The following is a 15635-nucleotide window of genomic DNA, read 5'->3' as shown; positions in this document are numbered from 1 at the left end:
AAACAATTCGCTGATATGGTCTCTTCGAAAGAAATTGTTTTTACTTTAATTCCTGTACTGCTGTGGTATATCGGCGGAATGATCGCCTATTTCAAGCCGCCAGGTGCGGCATTGAAAAGCATTATCCTTCATTTTGCGGCCGGGGTTGTATTTTCCGTAGTTGCCGTAGAGCTCCTGCCGGATATGATCAAGATACACGATGCGAAATCAATCATTATTGGCTTTTCGTCCGGAGTGGCAGCCATGCTGCTCATCAAATATTTTACCGGGAAAATCCAGCCAGCTGTAAAAGTAGCAGAAGTAAACGGTTTGCCATGGGGTGTACTTATAGCCATGGGTATTGATCTGCTGATTGACGGGATACTGCTGGGCATTGGCTTTGCAGCAGGGGAGAAGGAAGGGGTGCTGCTTGCGGTTGCCCTTGCCTTAGAATGTTTATCGCTTGGAATTGCCACAGTAACATCTCTGTCGGGATCATCGCCCTCTAAAAAGGTCATTCATCTTACCCTTCTGGCTATGGCTTTGGTATTCATTTCAGGCTCAGCGCTGGGACTGCTATTACTGCACAATACCTCTGACAACGTGCTAGAGTTAATACTTTCTTTTGGGTCAGCGGCTTTGTTGTTTCTGGTCACCGAGGAGCTGCTCGTGGAAGCCCATGAAGAAAAGGAAACTGCTTTTTATACGGCCTCCTTCTTTACGGGTTTTCTCATTTTTATGATCCTGGGAATGATGCTTTGAGTTTATGCCACCTTTTTAACCCGCTGTACCTCAATGAAATTCATAAATCGTCTGGATGCACACCATAAATTGTACATAGCCCTTGCAGCTGGATTGATTGCATTTCTACTGGCTATTGGAGCGTTTTCAAAGCCCGTCCATATCATGGTTACCTGGCTTGCTTATTGTCTTACCAGTCTGTCGCTATCGTGGATAACCATTTTGTCATCTCATCCGGCTGAGGTCAAACATGAGGTCCATGCCCAGGATTCAAGCCGGACGCTGATTTTCTTATTTGCTGTTGCTGCGGCGTTTGTAAGTCTTTTTGCCATTTTAATTCTCTTACAAGGTACTGGCCAGCAGTCAAAATCGGATCTGACGGCTCACATTTTACTTTCACTGGCCAGTGTCATCAGCTCATGGTGGCTAGTTCATACCACATTTACTCTGAGGTACGCCCATTTGTATTACTGCAATATTGAACACGACCTAAAAGGTAAAAATCAAAAGCCAGAGGGACTTGAATTTCCGAATGAGAAAGAGCCCGACTACCTTGATTTCACCTATTTTTCATTTGTGATCGGAATGACCTTTCAGGTTTCAGATGTACAGATCACATCAAAAAGAATTCGAAGGCTGGCATTGATGCATGGTGTTCTGGCTTTTGCTTTTAACACGGTTATTGTTGCATTAAGTATCAATATCGTTGCCGGACTGATGCAAAAATAAGGTTCAACTGCTGCAACGATTTAGAAATTACGCTATCCCTACTAGCCATGAAGATCATATATTTCCTCTTTTATTTAACTATTTCAGCCGCTGTTCAGGCGCAGCAATCCTGGTTTAAAACCGATACGGTTACCAGAGTAAGGGTAAAAAACGTGCAGCTACTAAATCCCTGGGCAGGAGGCCTTAATGCTTCACAATTCACTAAAATGCATCTGGATGGGGATGGCATTGAAGATCTGGTGGTTTTTGACCGTACCAATAGCAAGGTGACCACATTTGTTGCTGCACCTAACCCGTCAGAGGCATCGGGTAAAGTTTTTTTACATGCACCGTCTTATGAACAACTATTTCCTGCCATCTACAACTGGATGGTACTGGCAGATTACGATCGGGACGGTCATAAAGATCTTTTTACCAGCTCACCCTTAGGTATCAGCGTTTATAGGCAGCTGAAAACAGAAGGCAGCTGGTCATGGCAACTGGTCAGGGAAGGTGTAAGCACCAAAGGTTTTTCTTCCAATCTTAATTTACAGGTATCCGGTGAGGATATCCCTGCAATCGTCGATATAGATGATGACGGGGATTTGGATGTGCTTACTTTTGACTATTCAGGAACCTTTATAGAGCTGCACCAGAATCTGAGCATGGAGCGGTTCGGCAGGCCCGATAGCTTGGGCACGCAGGCTGATCCTGTCTATTTCCGCAATGGTGATTGCTGGGGAAATTTTCATAAGGACGCCAATCTGGACTTTGTATTCGGGGCAGATTGTGGTGTGGTGGATTATTCAGGCGGACGTATTATGCATGCAGGAAATTCCATCCTTGCTAGTGACTTAAACGGGGATAGTACCAAAGACTTGTTAATCGGTCATGTAAGCAGTGATTATATTTCCTTTGTCAGCAACTCCAATGCAGGTCTTATTGCCAACTACACATCGTCCACTAATTCCTATCCTGCAAAGGATCCAGTTTCCATTTCCATGTTTCCGGCAGCCTATTTGGAAGATGTTGATTTCGACGGATTGAAAGACCTTATTGTTTCAACCAATGTTGGATCCTCAGACAACAATTCGACCGATTTTAAAGCTTCGAACTGGTATTATAAAAACACGGGTACCCAGCAAAAGCCAGAGTTCAGCCTTATGCAAAAGAACTTCTTGCAGGATCAAATGATTGATGTGGGTGAAAATGCGGCTCCATCTTTTTTGATATAGATGGCGATGGAGACCTTGACCTGATCATAGGTACAGGAGGAAATCCAGCAAGCACTGGCTTCCGTGGGAGCCTGTGGCTGCTTAGGAACACCGGCACTGCCACAGAGCCGATCTATGAAATGGAGTCCGAAAACTATTTGGGGTTGTATGATGCTTTCGCCCTCTATAACATCAAGCCTAAATGGGCTGATTTCAATGGAGACGGGACCATAGACCTTGGGTTTTCATCCGTTTCGTCTGGCGGCTTAAAGCCTGAATTCAGGTATATACCCAACCGGGGAAGGACGGCAGCGGCCCTGCTAAACATACAAGATGCCATCTTGCTACCCATGCCAACTGATCTACGGATCGGTGATGTCCCTTTTTTCTATGACAGTGACGGGGATGGCGATCTGGACCTATTGATAGGAAAAACACAAGGCAATATCTATTACTATATCAATACCGCGTCAAGGGGTCGTTTTGAATTCAAACTACAAACCGAAGCTTTCGCAGGAGTCTCACTTAATTTTCAGGGACGTTTCGCGCAGGTATCAGTAGCGGACTTTGACCTGGACGGGCTAGCAGATCTGATGACTGCCGATCATACCGGGACAATCCGTATTTTTCATAGTGCGCGTTGGGGGCAGTGGACACAGAGAGAGAGCCTGCTGGTTGAAAATAATGGTACGGCAACGGCACCCGTTTATGGGAATTACCTTTTTGCCCATGCGGGCGATTATAATGGGGACCGAAAACCAGATATCGCAATAGGCACTAACGCCGGGGGGATAATATTGCTTAACAATATATTACCTGTTACCCCTCCATTGATAGGGGTGGGCGAGCATCAGGTAGTGGTTTATCCCAACCCGGCTAGCCAGTATATTAAGATTGTTTCATCTGAAAATTCACTATTAAAAATAGTGAATGTGAAGGGGAGCGTTATTGCAGAAAATATTGTCGTGATGGCAAATGTTGAAAAGGAAATATCTTCTTCATTTTGGCCATCCGGATTGTATTTATTGGAATTTGTCGGTAAAGCCAGCAGCGTGACAAAAAAAATAGTGGTTCAATAGCCAATATGCTGATAGCTGTTATAATGAGCTGATTGATTCCATTCGTATGAAGACTATATGGTTCACCGTTTTAATGGCTGTTTTACCATTGGTTCTCGCCGACAGATCACGCTCATTGGCCTGGGCATCTTAGACTTATTGTAGAAATTAAAAGGAACTATATCATGGAAAAAAGCCGGAACAACGAGCCTGAAAAGCAGGAGCCAATTGATACAGAATTAGCAAAAAAACAACAACACGAAGGCCATGACTATGCGGAAGGGGAAGATCATGATCAGGAAGATGATGATGACCACGACCATAGCGAAGGCGACGGGCACGATCATAGCGGTCAAGGGGGTAGCGAGAGCCTGATCAAAAGCCGGTGGGCATTATGGCTGAGCCTTGTGATCCTGCTTGGTTTTTTGCTGGTAAGCAAAGTGCTCGAAATCCAGGTGGCAAAGCCCGTCGAGATTGGGTTAATGGTGGCAGCCTATGTGCTGGCAGGCTACAAAACAATTCAAATTGCGTTCAGAAGGGTCAAGCGCGCAGATTTTTTCAACGAGTTCACCTTGATGACAACTGCCACGCTGGGGGCGTTCTATATTGGCGAGTTTGCCGAAGGCGTTGCTGTGATGATCTTTTACGAGCTGGGCGAGCTCTTTCAGGACCTGGCGGTTAACCGCTCAAAACGTTCTATTAAAGCCCTGCTGGACGTTCGTCCCGATAAGGTGACTGTCAAGAGAAGCGGGGGTAATAAGGTCATTAACCCCGCTGATGCTGTAATTGGCGATATCATTATGGTCAAACCAGGTGAGAAAGTCGCCCTGGACAGTGAATTGCTAACGGAATCGGCCAGTTTCAATACCGCTGCGTTGACGGGTGAGTCCAAGCCCGATACCAAAGAAAAGGGAAGCGCAGTGCTAGCCGGGATGATCAACCTGGACAGGCCGATTGAGCTAAAAGTGACGACTGCTTTTAAGGATTCGAAGCTTTCCAGGATACTGGAAATGGTGCAGGATGCTACGGCCAGAAAAGCACCGACACAGCTTTTTATCAGCAAGTTTGCCAAGATTTATACGCCTATTGTTTTCTTTTTGGCTCTGGCTATTACGGTGCTACCGTACTTTTTTGTTGATGACTATGTGTTCAATCAATGGCTTTACCGCGGGATGGTGTTTCTGGTTATTTCCTGCCCATGCGCGCTGACGATTTCTATTCCCCTGGGCTATTTTGGCGGCATCGGCCTGGCTTCCCGTAATGGGATTTTGTTTAAAGGCTCCAACTTCCTGGATGTAATGACCAAGGTGGATACCATTGTCATGGATAAGACGGGCACGCTTACCAAAGGGGTATTCAAAGTACAGCAGGTTGTTAGTGATATGGAAAAGGAAGAATTCCTAAGATTGACCGCATCCTTGGAGAATGTATCCACGCACCCGGTGGCAAGGGCGGTTATCGAGTACCAGCAAGGTAAAAAATTGGAAGATCCTACCGATGTAGAAGAGATAGCAGGGCATGGCTTGAAAGGCAAGGTTGCAGGTAGGGAGCTGCTAGCCGGTAATCTGAAACTGCTGGATAAATTTTCAATCTCTTACCCCGATGATATCAAGCAGATCCAAGAGACAATCGTCGTTGTAGCCGTTGACGGCAAATATTCTGGCTACATTACCATTGCCGATGAAATCAAGGAAGATGCCGCGCAGGCCATCAAGGATATGCATGCCCTGGGTATCAAGACGGTAATGCTTTCTGGCGACAAGAATGCTGTTGCCCAAAAAGTGGCCAAAGAACTGGGCATCGATGAAGCATATGGGGATTTGTTGCCGGAAGGGAAGGTTGAGAAAGTGCAGGCCTTCAAGGATGCGGGTAAACGTTTGGCCTTTGTCGGGGACGGAGTCAATGATGCCCCCGTTGTCGCCCTTGCCGATGCAGGCATTGCAATGGGCGGGCTGGGATCTGATGCGACTATTGAAACAGCGGATGTAGTTATCCAGAATGATCAGCCGTCCAGGATTGTTTCCGCCATCCGGGCTGGTAAGATCACACGCTCCATTGTCTGGCAAAACATTATCCTTGCCATGTCTGTAAAAGCAATTGTCCTTCTGTTAGGTGCAGGCGGGATCGCAACTTTGTGGGAAGCTGTTTTCGCCGATGTTGGCGTAGCGCTACTGGCTATCTTAAATGCTTTCCGAATTCAAAGAAAAAATATCTAACCTACTCTGATGCAATAGCAAACCTCCGGGCTACAACCGGAGGTTTTTTTATGCCAAATATTTGCTTTATAAAAATTTAAACTACCTTTATATAAATTTTAGGCTTATCTAAAACTTTGTTAAGAAGAATCTAAATGAATAGACGGTTACTTATTTTTGCTATCATTCTCGAAGCCATCTTGATCGTGTCGTGTGAGCGTATTACGCCACGGGTACCGGCTGACGACCAAATCCTGGATGGTCCTATCGATGGGCTTTCATCAGCGGAGAAGACCCGGTTTTTAGCAGGTGATGTGGCTTTCAATGATGAGATATTTACCAGGGAAACCGGTTTAGGTTCTGTCTTTGTAGCCACGAGCTGCGGAAGCTGCCATGCCGGTGATGGAAAAGGGACACTATTTACGACCCTGACCCGGTTCGGGCAAACGGATGAAACAGGCAATAAATTCCTGCACCTGGGAGGGCCACAGCTACAAAACAGGGCGATTCCTGGCTATACACCTGAGTCGATCCCGGCCGGTGCTACTTTTTCCAGATTTACGCCCCCTTCCAATACGGGGCTTGGGTTTATCGAGCTGGTTTCCGATGAAGATATTTTGGCGATGGCCGATCCATCTGACTTGGATAAAGACGGGATATCGGGCGTGCCCAATTATGGTGCCCTGCCTTCATTCATCAATGCCTTACCCAATGCAATCCCTAAAAATGGCAAATACATCCATCGTTTCGGAAAAAAAGCGGCCGCTTATAGCCTGCTTCACCAGACGGTGAATGCATACAGCCAGGACATTGGGATCAGCTCTGCTTTTGCACCCAAGGATGTCTACTCAGGCCAAGAGATAGATCCAGAGATTTCAAACCTGACGATTAACAATGTGGTCTTTTATTTACAAACCTTAAAAGCGCCTATCCAAAGGGACCAAAACGACACGCAGGTACAGCGGGGCAAGCAAACGTTTATAGACTTGGGTTGCCAGGGCTGTCACAAGCAAACCTTGAAAACAAGTCTTTCCCCAATAGCTGCCCTTTCCAATAAAACCTTTCATCCCTATACCGATTTGCTGCTCCATGATATGGGTAGCGGACTCGATGATGGTTACACCGAAGGGAGCGCGAAGACCTCTGAATGGAGAACGCCGCCCCTGTGGGGGCTTGGTCTGTCGCCCAACTCCCAAGGCGGCCAGTACTTTTTGATGCATGATGGCCGGGCAAGAAGTATTGAGCAGGCGATCCAGATGCACGGTGGGGAAGCCGGTGCGAGCCGGGACCGTTTCAAAAAGCTGGCTCAGGGTGAGCAGGCAGATCTTATCAAATTTTTAAAATCCTTGTAAAATGGACAGAAAACAATTCATTAAGGCGTGCGGCATTTCTTGCCTTGGATTCTCAACTGCAACGCTTTCGCTGACCGGCTGTGCCAGCGTCTATTCGGTTCAAGGCACAGTTTCGGACAAGACGATTTATTTTCCCAAGGATTCGTTTTTTCAAACAAAAAAATCAGGGGAGAAAATAGCGCGTCAGGTTGTGGTCGTCAATGTGGAAAACCTGAAATTCCCTGTGGCCGTCTATGATGATGGTAATGACAAATACACCGCAGTTTGGCTTAAATGCAGCCATCAGGGCAATGAAGTCAGCGTGCACGGTGACTCGCTTTCATGCTCTGCACACGGCAGTGAATACGACCGCAGTGGAAAAGTGACCAAGGGTCCTGCAAAAGAGGATTTACGAAAATTCAACGTCCGCAGTGATGAAAACTCGGTATACATTCTATTGGCATGAAGAAACAATTATTTTCCCTTTATCTGCTCTTTTTTTGCCAGGTCCTTTACGGGCAAACCGATACAAGTTTTTTCTTTACCCGTGTCAAGCAGGATTCCAGTAAGCTGAAACTGAATATGGATGCTGTTTACAACCGGCCGTTCTTGCAAATGGGAAAGTTGCCGGTTTCACTGGGCGGGTACCTGGAAGCCAATAGCAGCTATTTTAGCACCGATGGGATAAGTGATGGCCTTTCTTTTCAATTGCCACGGCTAACGATGTTTATGTCGGCAAGTATCCGGCAGCGCATCAAGTTCATGACTGAAATTGAATTTGAAGAAGGAGGCCGGGAAATCAATATCGAATTTGCTGCATTAGACCTGGAATTCAATCCGCTATTTAATTTGCGTGGCGGGGTGATCATGAACCCGATCGGCTCTTTCAACCAAAACCATGATGGCCCCAAATGGGAATTTGTCAGCCGGCCTGTTTCATCGACAACCATCATTCCCAGTACGTGGAGCAATGTGGGCTTTGGGGTGTTCGGCAAGTATTCCCGAAAGGACTGGGTTTGGGCCTATGAGGCTTATCTTTCCAACGGGTTCGATGACAATATTATTAATAATAATCAGAACCGGACCTGGTTTCCGGCCAGTAAGGCCAATGGGGACAGGTTCGAAGAAAGCTTTAATGGTGTCCCATTGAAGACCGTCAAAATGGCCGTTAAACATAGAAAGGTCGCCGAAATTGGGCTGTCGTGGATGGGGGGCGTCTATAACAAGTTTAAAGACGACGGGATTATCCTTGACAAGAAAAGGCAACTTAACTTTATTGCCCTGGATATCAATTCAACTATTCTGAAAGACACCTACCTGAACGGTGAATGGGTTTGGGCATATGTGGATGTTCCCGATACCTATATCCAGCAATTTGGCAACCGCCAGCAAGGCGGTTTTTTGGATATCGTCCAGCCCATAAAAAAAGGCAAAATGCTCGGCTGGTCTGAAAGTGTGCTCAATGTTGCGCTCCGCCTGGAATATGCCGATTACAATGTTGGGAATTTTCAGGAGCTTGGGCTCAGGATAGCGGATCATATGTATGCGTTGGTCCCGGCGATCAGCTTCAGGCCATCTGCGCAAACAGTCATCAGGGCAAATTACCGGTATGAACGGCATACAGATTTATTAAGAAATCCGGCCTCGCAAACTGCGGGTTTCCAGTTTGGTTTTTCGACGTATTTTTAGCTTTGCATCCAAGAAAAAATCAGCTGCAATTCCATCAGAAAAATGACGATGGTATAGAGCTGACTTTAAGGGTAAGTACTTGAATAGTTAAGTGAAGATATTGATTATAGCTAGTTTAGCAAATAATTTAATTATCAGCTTATAATTAGGTCCATTCAACTATCGATTTAGTGTCTGAACAGTAAAAAAACTACCATTGATAGACTTACTACGATAGTGAGCTAAATGGGTCAATGGGAGCATTGGCGCCTTTGCCAGCTTACCTGCTGTCAAAAAAAGCAGATAAGCCGGTCAAAGGACTTAAAATTTTAAGGTTTATAATTGACCTGCTTTAATGTCTGACAAAAATAGGAAATAGTTTTGTGCTATGGTTAATTTGAATTGCATGATCATATTATTATTATCTGGAATGCCTTCATCACTGTTTTGAATTATAAAAGGGAAGATCAGACAACCCAAACGGCCTTATACCCTAAATGATCATCTGGCCTGGGTTATAACTTGATCTGTAATTTTATGCAGATAGTTAGTGCTTTACATGACAAAAAAAGATGTAGGAGCCTCTTGGGTCGGTAAGTTTTTATCGCCTATTAGCTCTTTGATATTGATTTCAATGGTTGTGGCAATAGTTGTTACCGGCGTGTCGGTTGGTACATTTTCAAAAGGGTCCTGGAGTATAATAGCTGTACGCTCAATTGCTATAAATATGATGGGAATCAATGCAGTTACAAAAATCTCAACAAGATAATATTTGTCATCCAGGCCAAATGGTAATAGTGTTGCAAAAACATAGATTAAAAAATGGACTAGCAAACTATATGATTTCGGAAATATTGTATTTTTAATTCGCTCACATTTTCCCATGGCATCGCACAGGCGGCTTAAAGTCGAATCAAGTTGTACTTGTTTGTAATCCCCGATCTGTAGCTGTGAAAGTTCGATACTGTGCCGGTTTAGAATACCATTTGGGATATTAATTTCTACAATGTTCTGCTCAGTCAAGTATTGCTGCACCTTTTGGGAGAAAGGCAATCGGCGTAGCGACTCACCTAGCGCATAACACCAAATGATCTGGCGGTACGCAAATGATTCCACAGACTTTTTCCCATCCGGGTTATCTGTGACAAACTGCTTTACTTGTCTGATCAATGTTCTTGAATCATTTACAATTGCTCCCCAGACTATTCTGGCCTCCCACCATCTTTCATATGCCTGGGCTGTTCTGAATGCAAGCAGCAGCGATAGTGCTGTACCAATGATGGCTGAAACTCCCAAGGGTACAGATATTTGGGCAAGTACTCCGTATTGGTCAGCAGTTGCAACCAGTATAGCATAGAAAAGTATTACGGAAATATCAAAGCTAATTTGTTTAATAAAGGAGAAAACCGATATTTTTTTATTTAGAAGCATTTTTAGAACAATCGTCGTTTTTATGGTTTATACCTATGGTGCGGACGCTGCCAAGCCGTTTTTGTACCTGATTTAAAGGTTAACAAAAAAGTCTGTATACCGAGCTAGTTGAATACCGGAATGTATCTCACCGATAGCCAAACCCCGGTTGTCGTTAAATTGATTTTTCCGTAACCAACTTTTTTTACAGGGATTCTCGCATAAGGTTCTGCAATTAAGAAAAGTTTTTTGGAAAGCCTATATTGATAACCGACTGATACATTAGCATGGCTCAGCAAATACCATCCGGTCTTTACTTGATAATCATACCATTTAATATTTGTACTGTAAGGAGGGTAGTTGTATACATATTTTTCGTTAGCCATATAATAAGATGAAACGCCCGCTGTAACAAACCATCGTGAAAGTTTTTTTTGGGTAATGTCAAATCTCAGGTTAAAAGGGATTTCCAGCATTTTGCATGTTCCATCTACACTGGTAGGCAAGATTTTTTGCTTCCAATTGGAAGGCCAGGTATATTCACCAGCCTGGGCATTGTATATTTTTTTACTTCTTGCCAATCCTAGCTGAAAATACATTCGATTTGAGATAGAATACTCGGCCATCAAAAAAACGGCGAAGCCAGGCTTTGCAAGGTTTTTGATCTTCACCGCACTAAGATCCGGAGAGTAGCCAAAATAAAAAGCCAGCCTATTTACGAATTGGCTAGTTGGTGCCGGGCCAGCTTCCTGCTCGAATTCCTCGCTTTTTGGATGTTCTATTGATGGAAAATTTAATCTAACGTTGCTAATAGAGAGGTGGTTATCTATGATACTTATAGGTATTGAAGGTTTGGGCCTTTCTTGATTTTGTATAGTGAATACGGTATCATTTACGCTGATGCCCATCTTTGGTTGATCAGTTTTAGGCAAGTCTTGGTTGGCCGTATAAATAGTAACCGCTTCCACTTGCTGGACAATAGGCTTTTGGTTGTATGCCAGCTTGATTAGCGGTTTTGGTTGTAAATTATGCAATAATCTTTTTTTGGCAACACTGGGGATTGGTACTGTAAAATTTTCACCAGGGACGTTTGAGTCAATAACTTTGGATTCAGCGGCTAATATATCTGCCGCATCAATATCCACTTTCTTCTTACTGATCTGGATACTAACGTGTCTTTTGTTACCAACTTTGAGTTGCGACTTATGGCATTATTAGACTTCTGAAAACCCTTATTGGTTTTTGGATCTTTTTTATCTGCTTTGGATGACGCTAAGCTATTTGCAGAAACTTTGGCGGGCTTCGGAGGGTCACGTTTTTCATCGCTATACGAGTAATACAGTGCCCCTATAATAACCAGCACTGTAAAAATTCTAAGCAGCGGCCATTTAAAAATGCGATGGAGATCGGTTTTTCGGTTTGCATCATCCAAGCGCTTGCTTAAAGCGTTCCAGTTGTCTTGCTCAAAATTAGGATTTTAGCTCGTTCATTGACTTCCTGAAGAGCTTATCCAATTCGTCATCTGGTAACTCTGTCATATTGTGTGGATATTTTCGAAAGGTCCTCAGAGTTTTTCTTGTCTTGATCCAACCACTGTTCCGGAGCCTGTCATGATGCCGGTTTTTCAGCAAGCTCAGTGTGCAAACACCCATCAATCACTTATCAGTTAATATTGAATTTATCAAGCTCACCCGTATTTTGACCTGTACCTGTTATCGATTGATAAAGACTGTTCGACTTTGGGTTGTTTAAATCAGAGATAGATAGCTCTTAACCTTGCCTGATGTGTGGTTTCACACCAAAGGCATATGTCCATAGATTAGTTACAAACTGTTTGAACAACAGATTTTAAATCTTACGGCCTCTTTGGGCCCTGCGGGCAACCGCAGAGTCGGCAGATTAAACTCGCGCATACCATTCATTTTAGCTTTCTACGAGTATTTATGGTAAAGAGTTGCGTATAAAGTAATAAAATTACAGGCGGAGATCCTTCGGGGATAAGCCTGTAAGTGTCAAGCACGAAAACGGTGAAGATTAAAAGGTTCACCTGAAATTTTAAGAATTTTATTGGATATAGTTGAAAAATGAGTTTTACTAACTGTTCAAAAATTATACGTTGTGGCTTGGTGATGTCTGTGATGCTTTTTATCCTGGTCTTACCAATCGTGAATGCCCAGGCCGAAAAGGTTCATGATGAAGGTGATAGCACAAAAAGGCCAAATTATGTTTTATTGCGTGCAATATTTGCAGGTCAATCGGCTGTCTATGCCGGCAGTATTTATGGACTTAGTAAATCATGGTATAAAGACCCGCTTACCAAATTTAGAATCCAGGATGATAGCCGTGACTGGCTGCAGATTGACAAAGTTGGTCACTTTTATACATCCTATCAGATTGCACGCCACACAGCTGCACTTTACCAAAAGGCTGGATTGAGTAAAAAGCAGATTTTGATTTATGGGGCAATATCCGGGGTGCTTTTTCAGACACCAATAGAAATCCTGGACGGATTTTCGCCCGAATACGGCTTTTCGCCCGGGGATATGGTTGCCAATGTTTTTGGCTCAGTTGTATATCTGGGCCAGATAGCGCTGTGGGATGAAATCCGTATTCAACCCAAATTCTCATTTCAATATACTTCACTGGCAGCCATGCGACCGGAACTTTTAGGTTCTACTTACTCCCAACGATGGCTTAAGGATTATAATGGTCAAACATACTGGCTTTCATTTAGCCCCCGATCTTTTGGAGCAAATACATCATGGCCTGCCTGGCTTTGTTTTTCAGTCGGTTATGGTATTAATAATATGGTATCTGCGCAAAAAAACCGTAGTCAGCAGCTGGGCTTTGATCCCTATCGGCAATACTATGTATCTATGGATATTGACCTGACCAAAATTAAAACACGCAGCAAAATTTTAAGGACACTTTGTTTTATGGCCAATTCGGTTAAAATTCCTTCCCCATCTCTTCAAATGGATAAAACCGGAGTCCGCTTAAAGCCTTTGTTCTTTTAATATGGAAATGCTTTTTTGCCATTTTGTGATCAGTTTTAGGGGCTGATTTTTTAGATTTCGAACCCTGTCTGTGTATTTCTTAAAATGCAGGGTATGCCCATCATGCATATATGGACTGTTAAGCCAAGGTTGCGAAGGTTGAATTTATATTGATCATCCTGTTTTCCGGCTATTGCTGCTCTTCCCAAATTATTAATCTTGACGAGAGTCAGGCCATACTGAGCTATCATCTGTGAAGAGTTCACCCTGATGGCAGGAGTTCTGTTTGCTCACTCACCCAATAGTTTTTATTGCGGGTTTCTCTCACTACCAAAGTTCCTTGGAGGCAGCTTCCACCGAATATTATTTTTAAACTTTTGAACAGTCATACCCGTGAAATTGCGTTTACTGCCAAATGTTATTTTGCTACCACTTCAAGCTAAGTTACGGCAATAGAGATTCTTTGTTTGGGCATAGTTTTTTAGCTACAGCCTTAAAACTTATATCTCATGGAACATAATCATCATAAAGAAGCAGCTTACCATTTTGGTGAGGCTGCCAAGCACCATCAAAAGGCTCAACAGCTGCATGAATCGGGGGAGCACGAGCAAGAAGCACATGAAGCTTATTTGGCTTTTGGTCACCATACTTTGGCAGACCACCATGCAAACGCTGCAGCCGAACATCATATTCAAAGTCATGAGCAAGGTCATAGTGATCCAATTTCATGATTTTTTAATTTCAGAAAAATGGGGGTGTGTCTTGTAGACACTCTCATTTTTTTTACCTCATTCTGTATTTCGATAAACTTGTTGCAAGTTTTTTGATCTGGTCAAAGATTGTAAACTGCACCTTGCATTGTTGGTAGCAGTTAACTAAGATTTTATGACAGCATTATGCTTTCGTTTTGTCATTTATTGGTATGAAAATAACGCCAGCCCAATAATTACAGCAACTGTGTACTCTGGTCAATTTAGCCAAATTACATAGTCGCTGTATTTACTATTTTCCAGTACTTTAAACTGACGTAGCCATTTTTTCACAAGCCTGGGCGCAGTTCCGGCAAGCTTCTGCACACTCACGGCAATGATCCATACCCATCTCTGCGTGTTTTTCACATTCATCGGCACACGCATTACAAGCGTCTGCACAAACCCGGCATAGATGCGCACTAAAACTGCTACCAAGGCTCATCACTTCAGCTGCACTTCGGCAGATAGCAGCGCACTCTAAATCAAGCTGGATGCACCTTGCCATATGTTCTACCTGCTCTTCTTTTAAACATTCAGTCGCGCAGTGGCTGCAAGCAATAGCGCATGCCACGCAGGCATCGATACATTCTTTAAATTGTTGATGTGCCATAAAATTTAAGGTTAGATTGGTGATTAGTTATTTCTGTTAGCCAATAGCCAGGTCTGGAAATCGGCTATTTCTTTGTTCTGCTCCTGGATGATCATAGAAGACATTTCTTTAAGATCTGCGTTCTTGCCCATCGATAAGTGCATCTGTGCCATCTCAGTGGCGCTTTTGTGATGTTCTATCATCAATGTGGCAAAGTCCTGATCTATGTTGCCGTTGATGATTTGCAGATCAGATTGTTTTCCCATCCGGTCCATTCCCTCCATCATTTTCATATGGAAGTCCATGTTCATGGTTGTAGGTGTAGCCTTGGTCAAAAACGAATCTAGCTGAGCTATTTCTTTTTGTTGTGCATCGATGATCGCTTGTGCTTTGGCTTTCATTTCGCTGTTGCTTCCAGATGCTAATTCCAGTTTGGCCATATCAATGGCACCCATATGATGCATTTTCATCATGGCAGCAAAATCAATATCAGGATCCTGGGTGGGCTTCATGGTTTGCATCTCATCCATCATGTCGTGCATAACGGTCATCATTTGATTATCGTCATGAGCCTGGATGGCAATTTTGTTGTCATCATCGTCATCGGAGCATGCAGTTGAAAAGGCCATCATGGCCGCAAGCCCTAGAATTTTGTACGCTGGTTTCATGGGTTTGTCATTTTAAATTAAGAGTTAATATGAGTTTCCGATCAGCCCCATAACTTTAAAACAACTATGCCAACAGCGCCTGGATATTGATAATAGGGTTAGTCGATCTTCTCAATCACAAAACCCGCATCCTTCACAGCTGAGATGATTTGATCTCCGTTACCGTCACTATTTACAGTCAGGATTTTTTCCGGATTGTTGATATCCACTTCCCATTGATCGACCCCGGCGGTTTCATTTAAGCCTGGTGTGACTTTTGCTACACATCCACCACATTTGATATTAGTTTTAAATTTTAAAGATTCCATTGGTTGTTATTTGAATTA

Annotated in this window: 15 protein-coding genes; 10 read left to right on the top strand and 5 right to left on the bottom strand. The window is 43.6% G+C overall.

Annotated elements, in window-relative coordinates:
- Positions 1–15: 15 nt before the first annotated feature.
- The 8 genes from AC0IYG_RS18550 to AC0IYG_RS18515 all read left to right on the top strand — a co-directional run bounded on the left by AC0IYG_RS18550 (position 16) and on the right by AC0IYG_RS18515 (position 8915).
- On the top strand, positions 16–741 hold the full coding sequence (locus AC0IYG_RS18550; protein ID WP_138368472.1) for a ZIP family metal transporter: 726 nt from the start codon (positions 16–18) through the stop codon (positions 739–741).
- Positions 742–774: 33 nt separating this feature from the next.
- Positions 775–1449 (top strand): DUF1345 domain-containing protein, encoded by a 675-nt coding sequence (locus AC0IYG_RS18545; protein ID WP_138368471.1) that lies wholly within the window; start codon positions 775–777, stop codon positions 1447–1449.
- Positions 1450–1496: 47 nt separating this feature from the next.
- The gene (locus AC0IYG_RS18540) at positions 1497–2663 is read left to right on the top strand and encodes a hypothetical protein (protein WP_471712601.1); all 1167 of its coding nucleotides are present in this window, start codon (positions 1497–1499) and stop codon (positions 2661–2663) included.
- Positions 2648–3721, top strand: a complete 1074-nt coding sequence (locus AC0IYG_RS18535) for an FG-GAP-like repeat-containing protein (protein WP_471712630.1) — start codon at positions 2648–2650, stop codon at positions 3719–3721. Before AC0IYG_RS18540 ends, AC0IYG_RS18535 begins: the two co-directional genes overlap by 16 nt.
- Before the next feature lie 164 nt (positions 3722–3885).
- Positions 3886–5916: a heavy metal translocating P-type ATPase gene (locus AC0IYG_RS18530; RefSeq protein ID WP_138368469.1), complete on the top strand. Its 2031-nt coding sequence runs from the start codon at positions 3886–3888 to the stop codon at positions 5914–5916.
- A 134-nt stretch (positions 5917–6050) separates the two neighbouring features.
- On the top strand, positions 6051–7247 hold the full coding sequence (locus AC0IYG_RS18525; protein WP_138368468.1) for a di-heme oxidoredictase family protein: 1197 nt from the start codon (positions 6051–6053) through the stop codon (positions 7245–7247).
- A gap of 1 nt (position 7248) precedes the next feature.
- Complete coding sequence (locus AC0IYG_RS18520; RefSeq protein ID WP_138368467.1) at positions 7249–7692, top strand: QcrA and Rieske domain-containing protein; 444 nt, start codon at positions 7249–7251, stop codon at positions 7690–7692.
- A complete protein-coding gene (locus AC0IYG_RS18515) occupies positions 7689–8915 on the top strand; it encodes a hypothetical protein (protein WP_138368466.1) in 1227 nt (408 codons plus the stop codon). Before AC0IYG_RS18520 ends, AC0IYG_RS18515 begins: the two co-directional genes overlap by 4 nt.
- A 534-nt stretch (positions 8916–9449) precedes the next feature.
- Here AC0IYG_RS18515 and AC0IYG_RS18510 read toward each other — a convergent pair.
- Together AC0IYG_RS18510 and AC0IYG_RS18505 are read right to left on the bottom strand one after the other, a co-directional pair.
- Positions 9450–10325 (bottom strand): bestrophin family protein, encoded by an 876-nt coding sequence (locus AC0IYG_RS18510; protein WP_138368465.1) that lies wholly within the window; start codon positions 10323–10325, stop codon positions 9450–9452.
- Between the two features lie 104 nt (positions 10326–10429).
- A complete protein-coding gene (locus tag AC0IYG_RS18505; RefSeq protein WP_471712600.1) occupies positions 10430–11449 on the bottom strand; it encodes a hypothetical protein in 1020 nt (339 codons plus the stop codon).
- A gap of 939 nt (positions 11450–12388) precedes the next feature.
- Between AC0IYG_RS18505 and AC0IYG_RS18500 the strand changes: the two genes are divergently transcribed.
- Positions 12389–13321, top strand: coding sequence for a DUF2279 domain-containing protein (locus tag AC0IYG_RS18500; RefSeq protein WP_229209009.1), 933 nt, complete (start codon positions 12389–12391; stop codon positions 13319–13321).
- Between the two features lie 488 nt (positions 13322–13809).
- The gene (locus tag AC0IYG_RS18495; protein WP_138368463.1) at positions 13810–14031 is read left to right on the top strand and encodes a hypothetical protein; all 222 of its coding nucleotides are present in this window, start codon (positions 13810–13812) and stop codon (positions 14029–14031) included.
- Positions 14032–14317: 286 nt separating this feature from the next.
- Here the strand turns inward: AC0IYG_RS18495 and AC0IYG_RS18490 are convergent, their stop codons facing one another.
- From AC0IYG_RS18490 to AC0IYG_RS18480, 3 genes are all read right to left on the bottom strand, one after another.
- Positions 14318–14662 carry a four-helix bundle copper-binding protein gene (locus AC0IYG_RS18490; RefSeq protein ID WP_138368462.1) on the bottom strand — a complete coding sequence of 115 codons (345 nt, stop codon included), beginning with the start codon at positions 14660–14662 and terminating at the stop codon, positions 14318–14320.
- 23 nt (positions 14663–14685) lie between these two features.
- Positions 14686–15309 (bottom strand): DUF305 domain-containing protein, encoded by a 624-nt coding sequence (locus AC0IYG_RS18485; RefSeq protein ID WP_138368461.1) that lies wholly within the window; start codon positions 15307–15309, stop codon positions 14686–14688.
- A 98-nt stretch (positions 15310–15407) separates the two neighbouring features.
- Complete coding sequence (locus AC0IYG_RS18480; RefSeq protein WP_138368460.1) at positions 15408–15617, bottom strand: heavy-metal-associated domain-containing protein; 210 nt, start codon at positions 15615–15617, stop codon at positions 15408–15410.
- Positions 15618–15635: the final 18 nt, after the last annotated feature.

It is taken from the genome of Dyadobacter sp. AC419 (assembly GCF_979253085.1).
This window is presented reverse-complemented; position numbering and strand designations above follow the sequence as displayed.

What these genes read in the sequence shown, in the direction of transcription:
- AC0IYG_RS18550 (WP_138368472.1), top strand. Translation starts at nt 16, where the DNA reads ATGGTCTCTTCGAAAGAAATTGTTTTTACTTTAATTCCTGTACTGCTG.
- AC0IYG_RS18545 (WP_138368471.1), top strand. Translation starts at nt 775, where the DNA reads ATGAAATTCATAAATCGTCTGGATGCACACCATAAATTGTACATAGCC.
- AC0IYG_RS18540 (WP_471712601.1), top strand. Translation starts at nt 1,497, where the DNA reads ATGAAGATCATATATTTCCTCTTTTATTTAACTATTTCAGCCGCTGTT.
- AC0IYG_RS18530 (WP_138368469.1), top strand. Translation starts at nt 3,886, where the DNA reads ATGGAAAAAAGCCGGAACAACGAGCCTGAAAAGCAGGAGCCAATTGAT.
- AC0IYG_RS18525 (WP_138368468.1), top strand. Translation starts at nt 6,051, where the DNA reads ATGAATAGACGGTTACTTATTTTTGCTATCATTCTCGAAGCCATCTTG.
- AC0IYG_RS18520 (WP_138368467.1), top strand. Translation starts at nt 7,249, where the DNA reads ATGGACAGAAAACAATTCATTAAGGCGTGCGGCATTTCTTGCCTTGGA.
- AC0IYG_RS18515 (WP_138368466.1), top strand. Translation starts at nt 7,689, where the DNA reads ATGAAGAAACAATTATTTTCCCTTTATCTGCTCTTTTTTTGCCAGGTC.
- AC0IYG_RS18510 (WP_138368465.1), bottom strand. Translation starts at nt 10,325, where the DNA reads ATGCTTCTAAATAAAAAAATATCGGTTTTCTCCTTTATTAAACAAATT.
- AC0IYG_RS18500 (WP_229209009.1), top strand. Translation starts at nt 12,389, where the DNA reads ATGAGTTTTACTAACTGTTCAAAAATTATACGTTGTGGCTTGGTGATG.
- AC0IYG_RS18495 (WP_138368463.1), top strand. Translation starts at nt 13,810, where the DNA reads ATGGAACATAATCATCATAAAGAAGCAGCTTACCATTTTGGTGAGGCT.
- AC0IYG_RS18490 (WP_138368462.1), bottom strand. Translation starts at nt 14,662, where the DNA reads ATGGCACATCAACAATTTAAAGAATGTATCGATGCCTGCGTGGCATGC.
- AC0IYG_RS18485 (WP_138368461.1), bottom strand. Translation starts at nt 15,309, where the DNA reads ATGAAACCAGCGTACAAAATTCTAGGGCTTGCGGCCATGATGGCCTTT.
- AC0IYG_RS18480 (WP_138368460.1), bottom strand. Translation starts at nt 15,617, where the DNA reads ATGGAATCTTTAAAATTTAAAACTAATATCAAATGTGGTGGATGTGTA.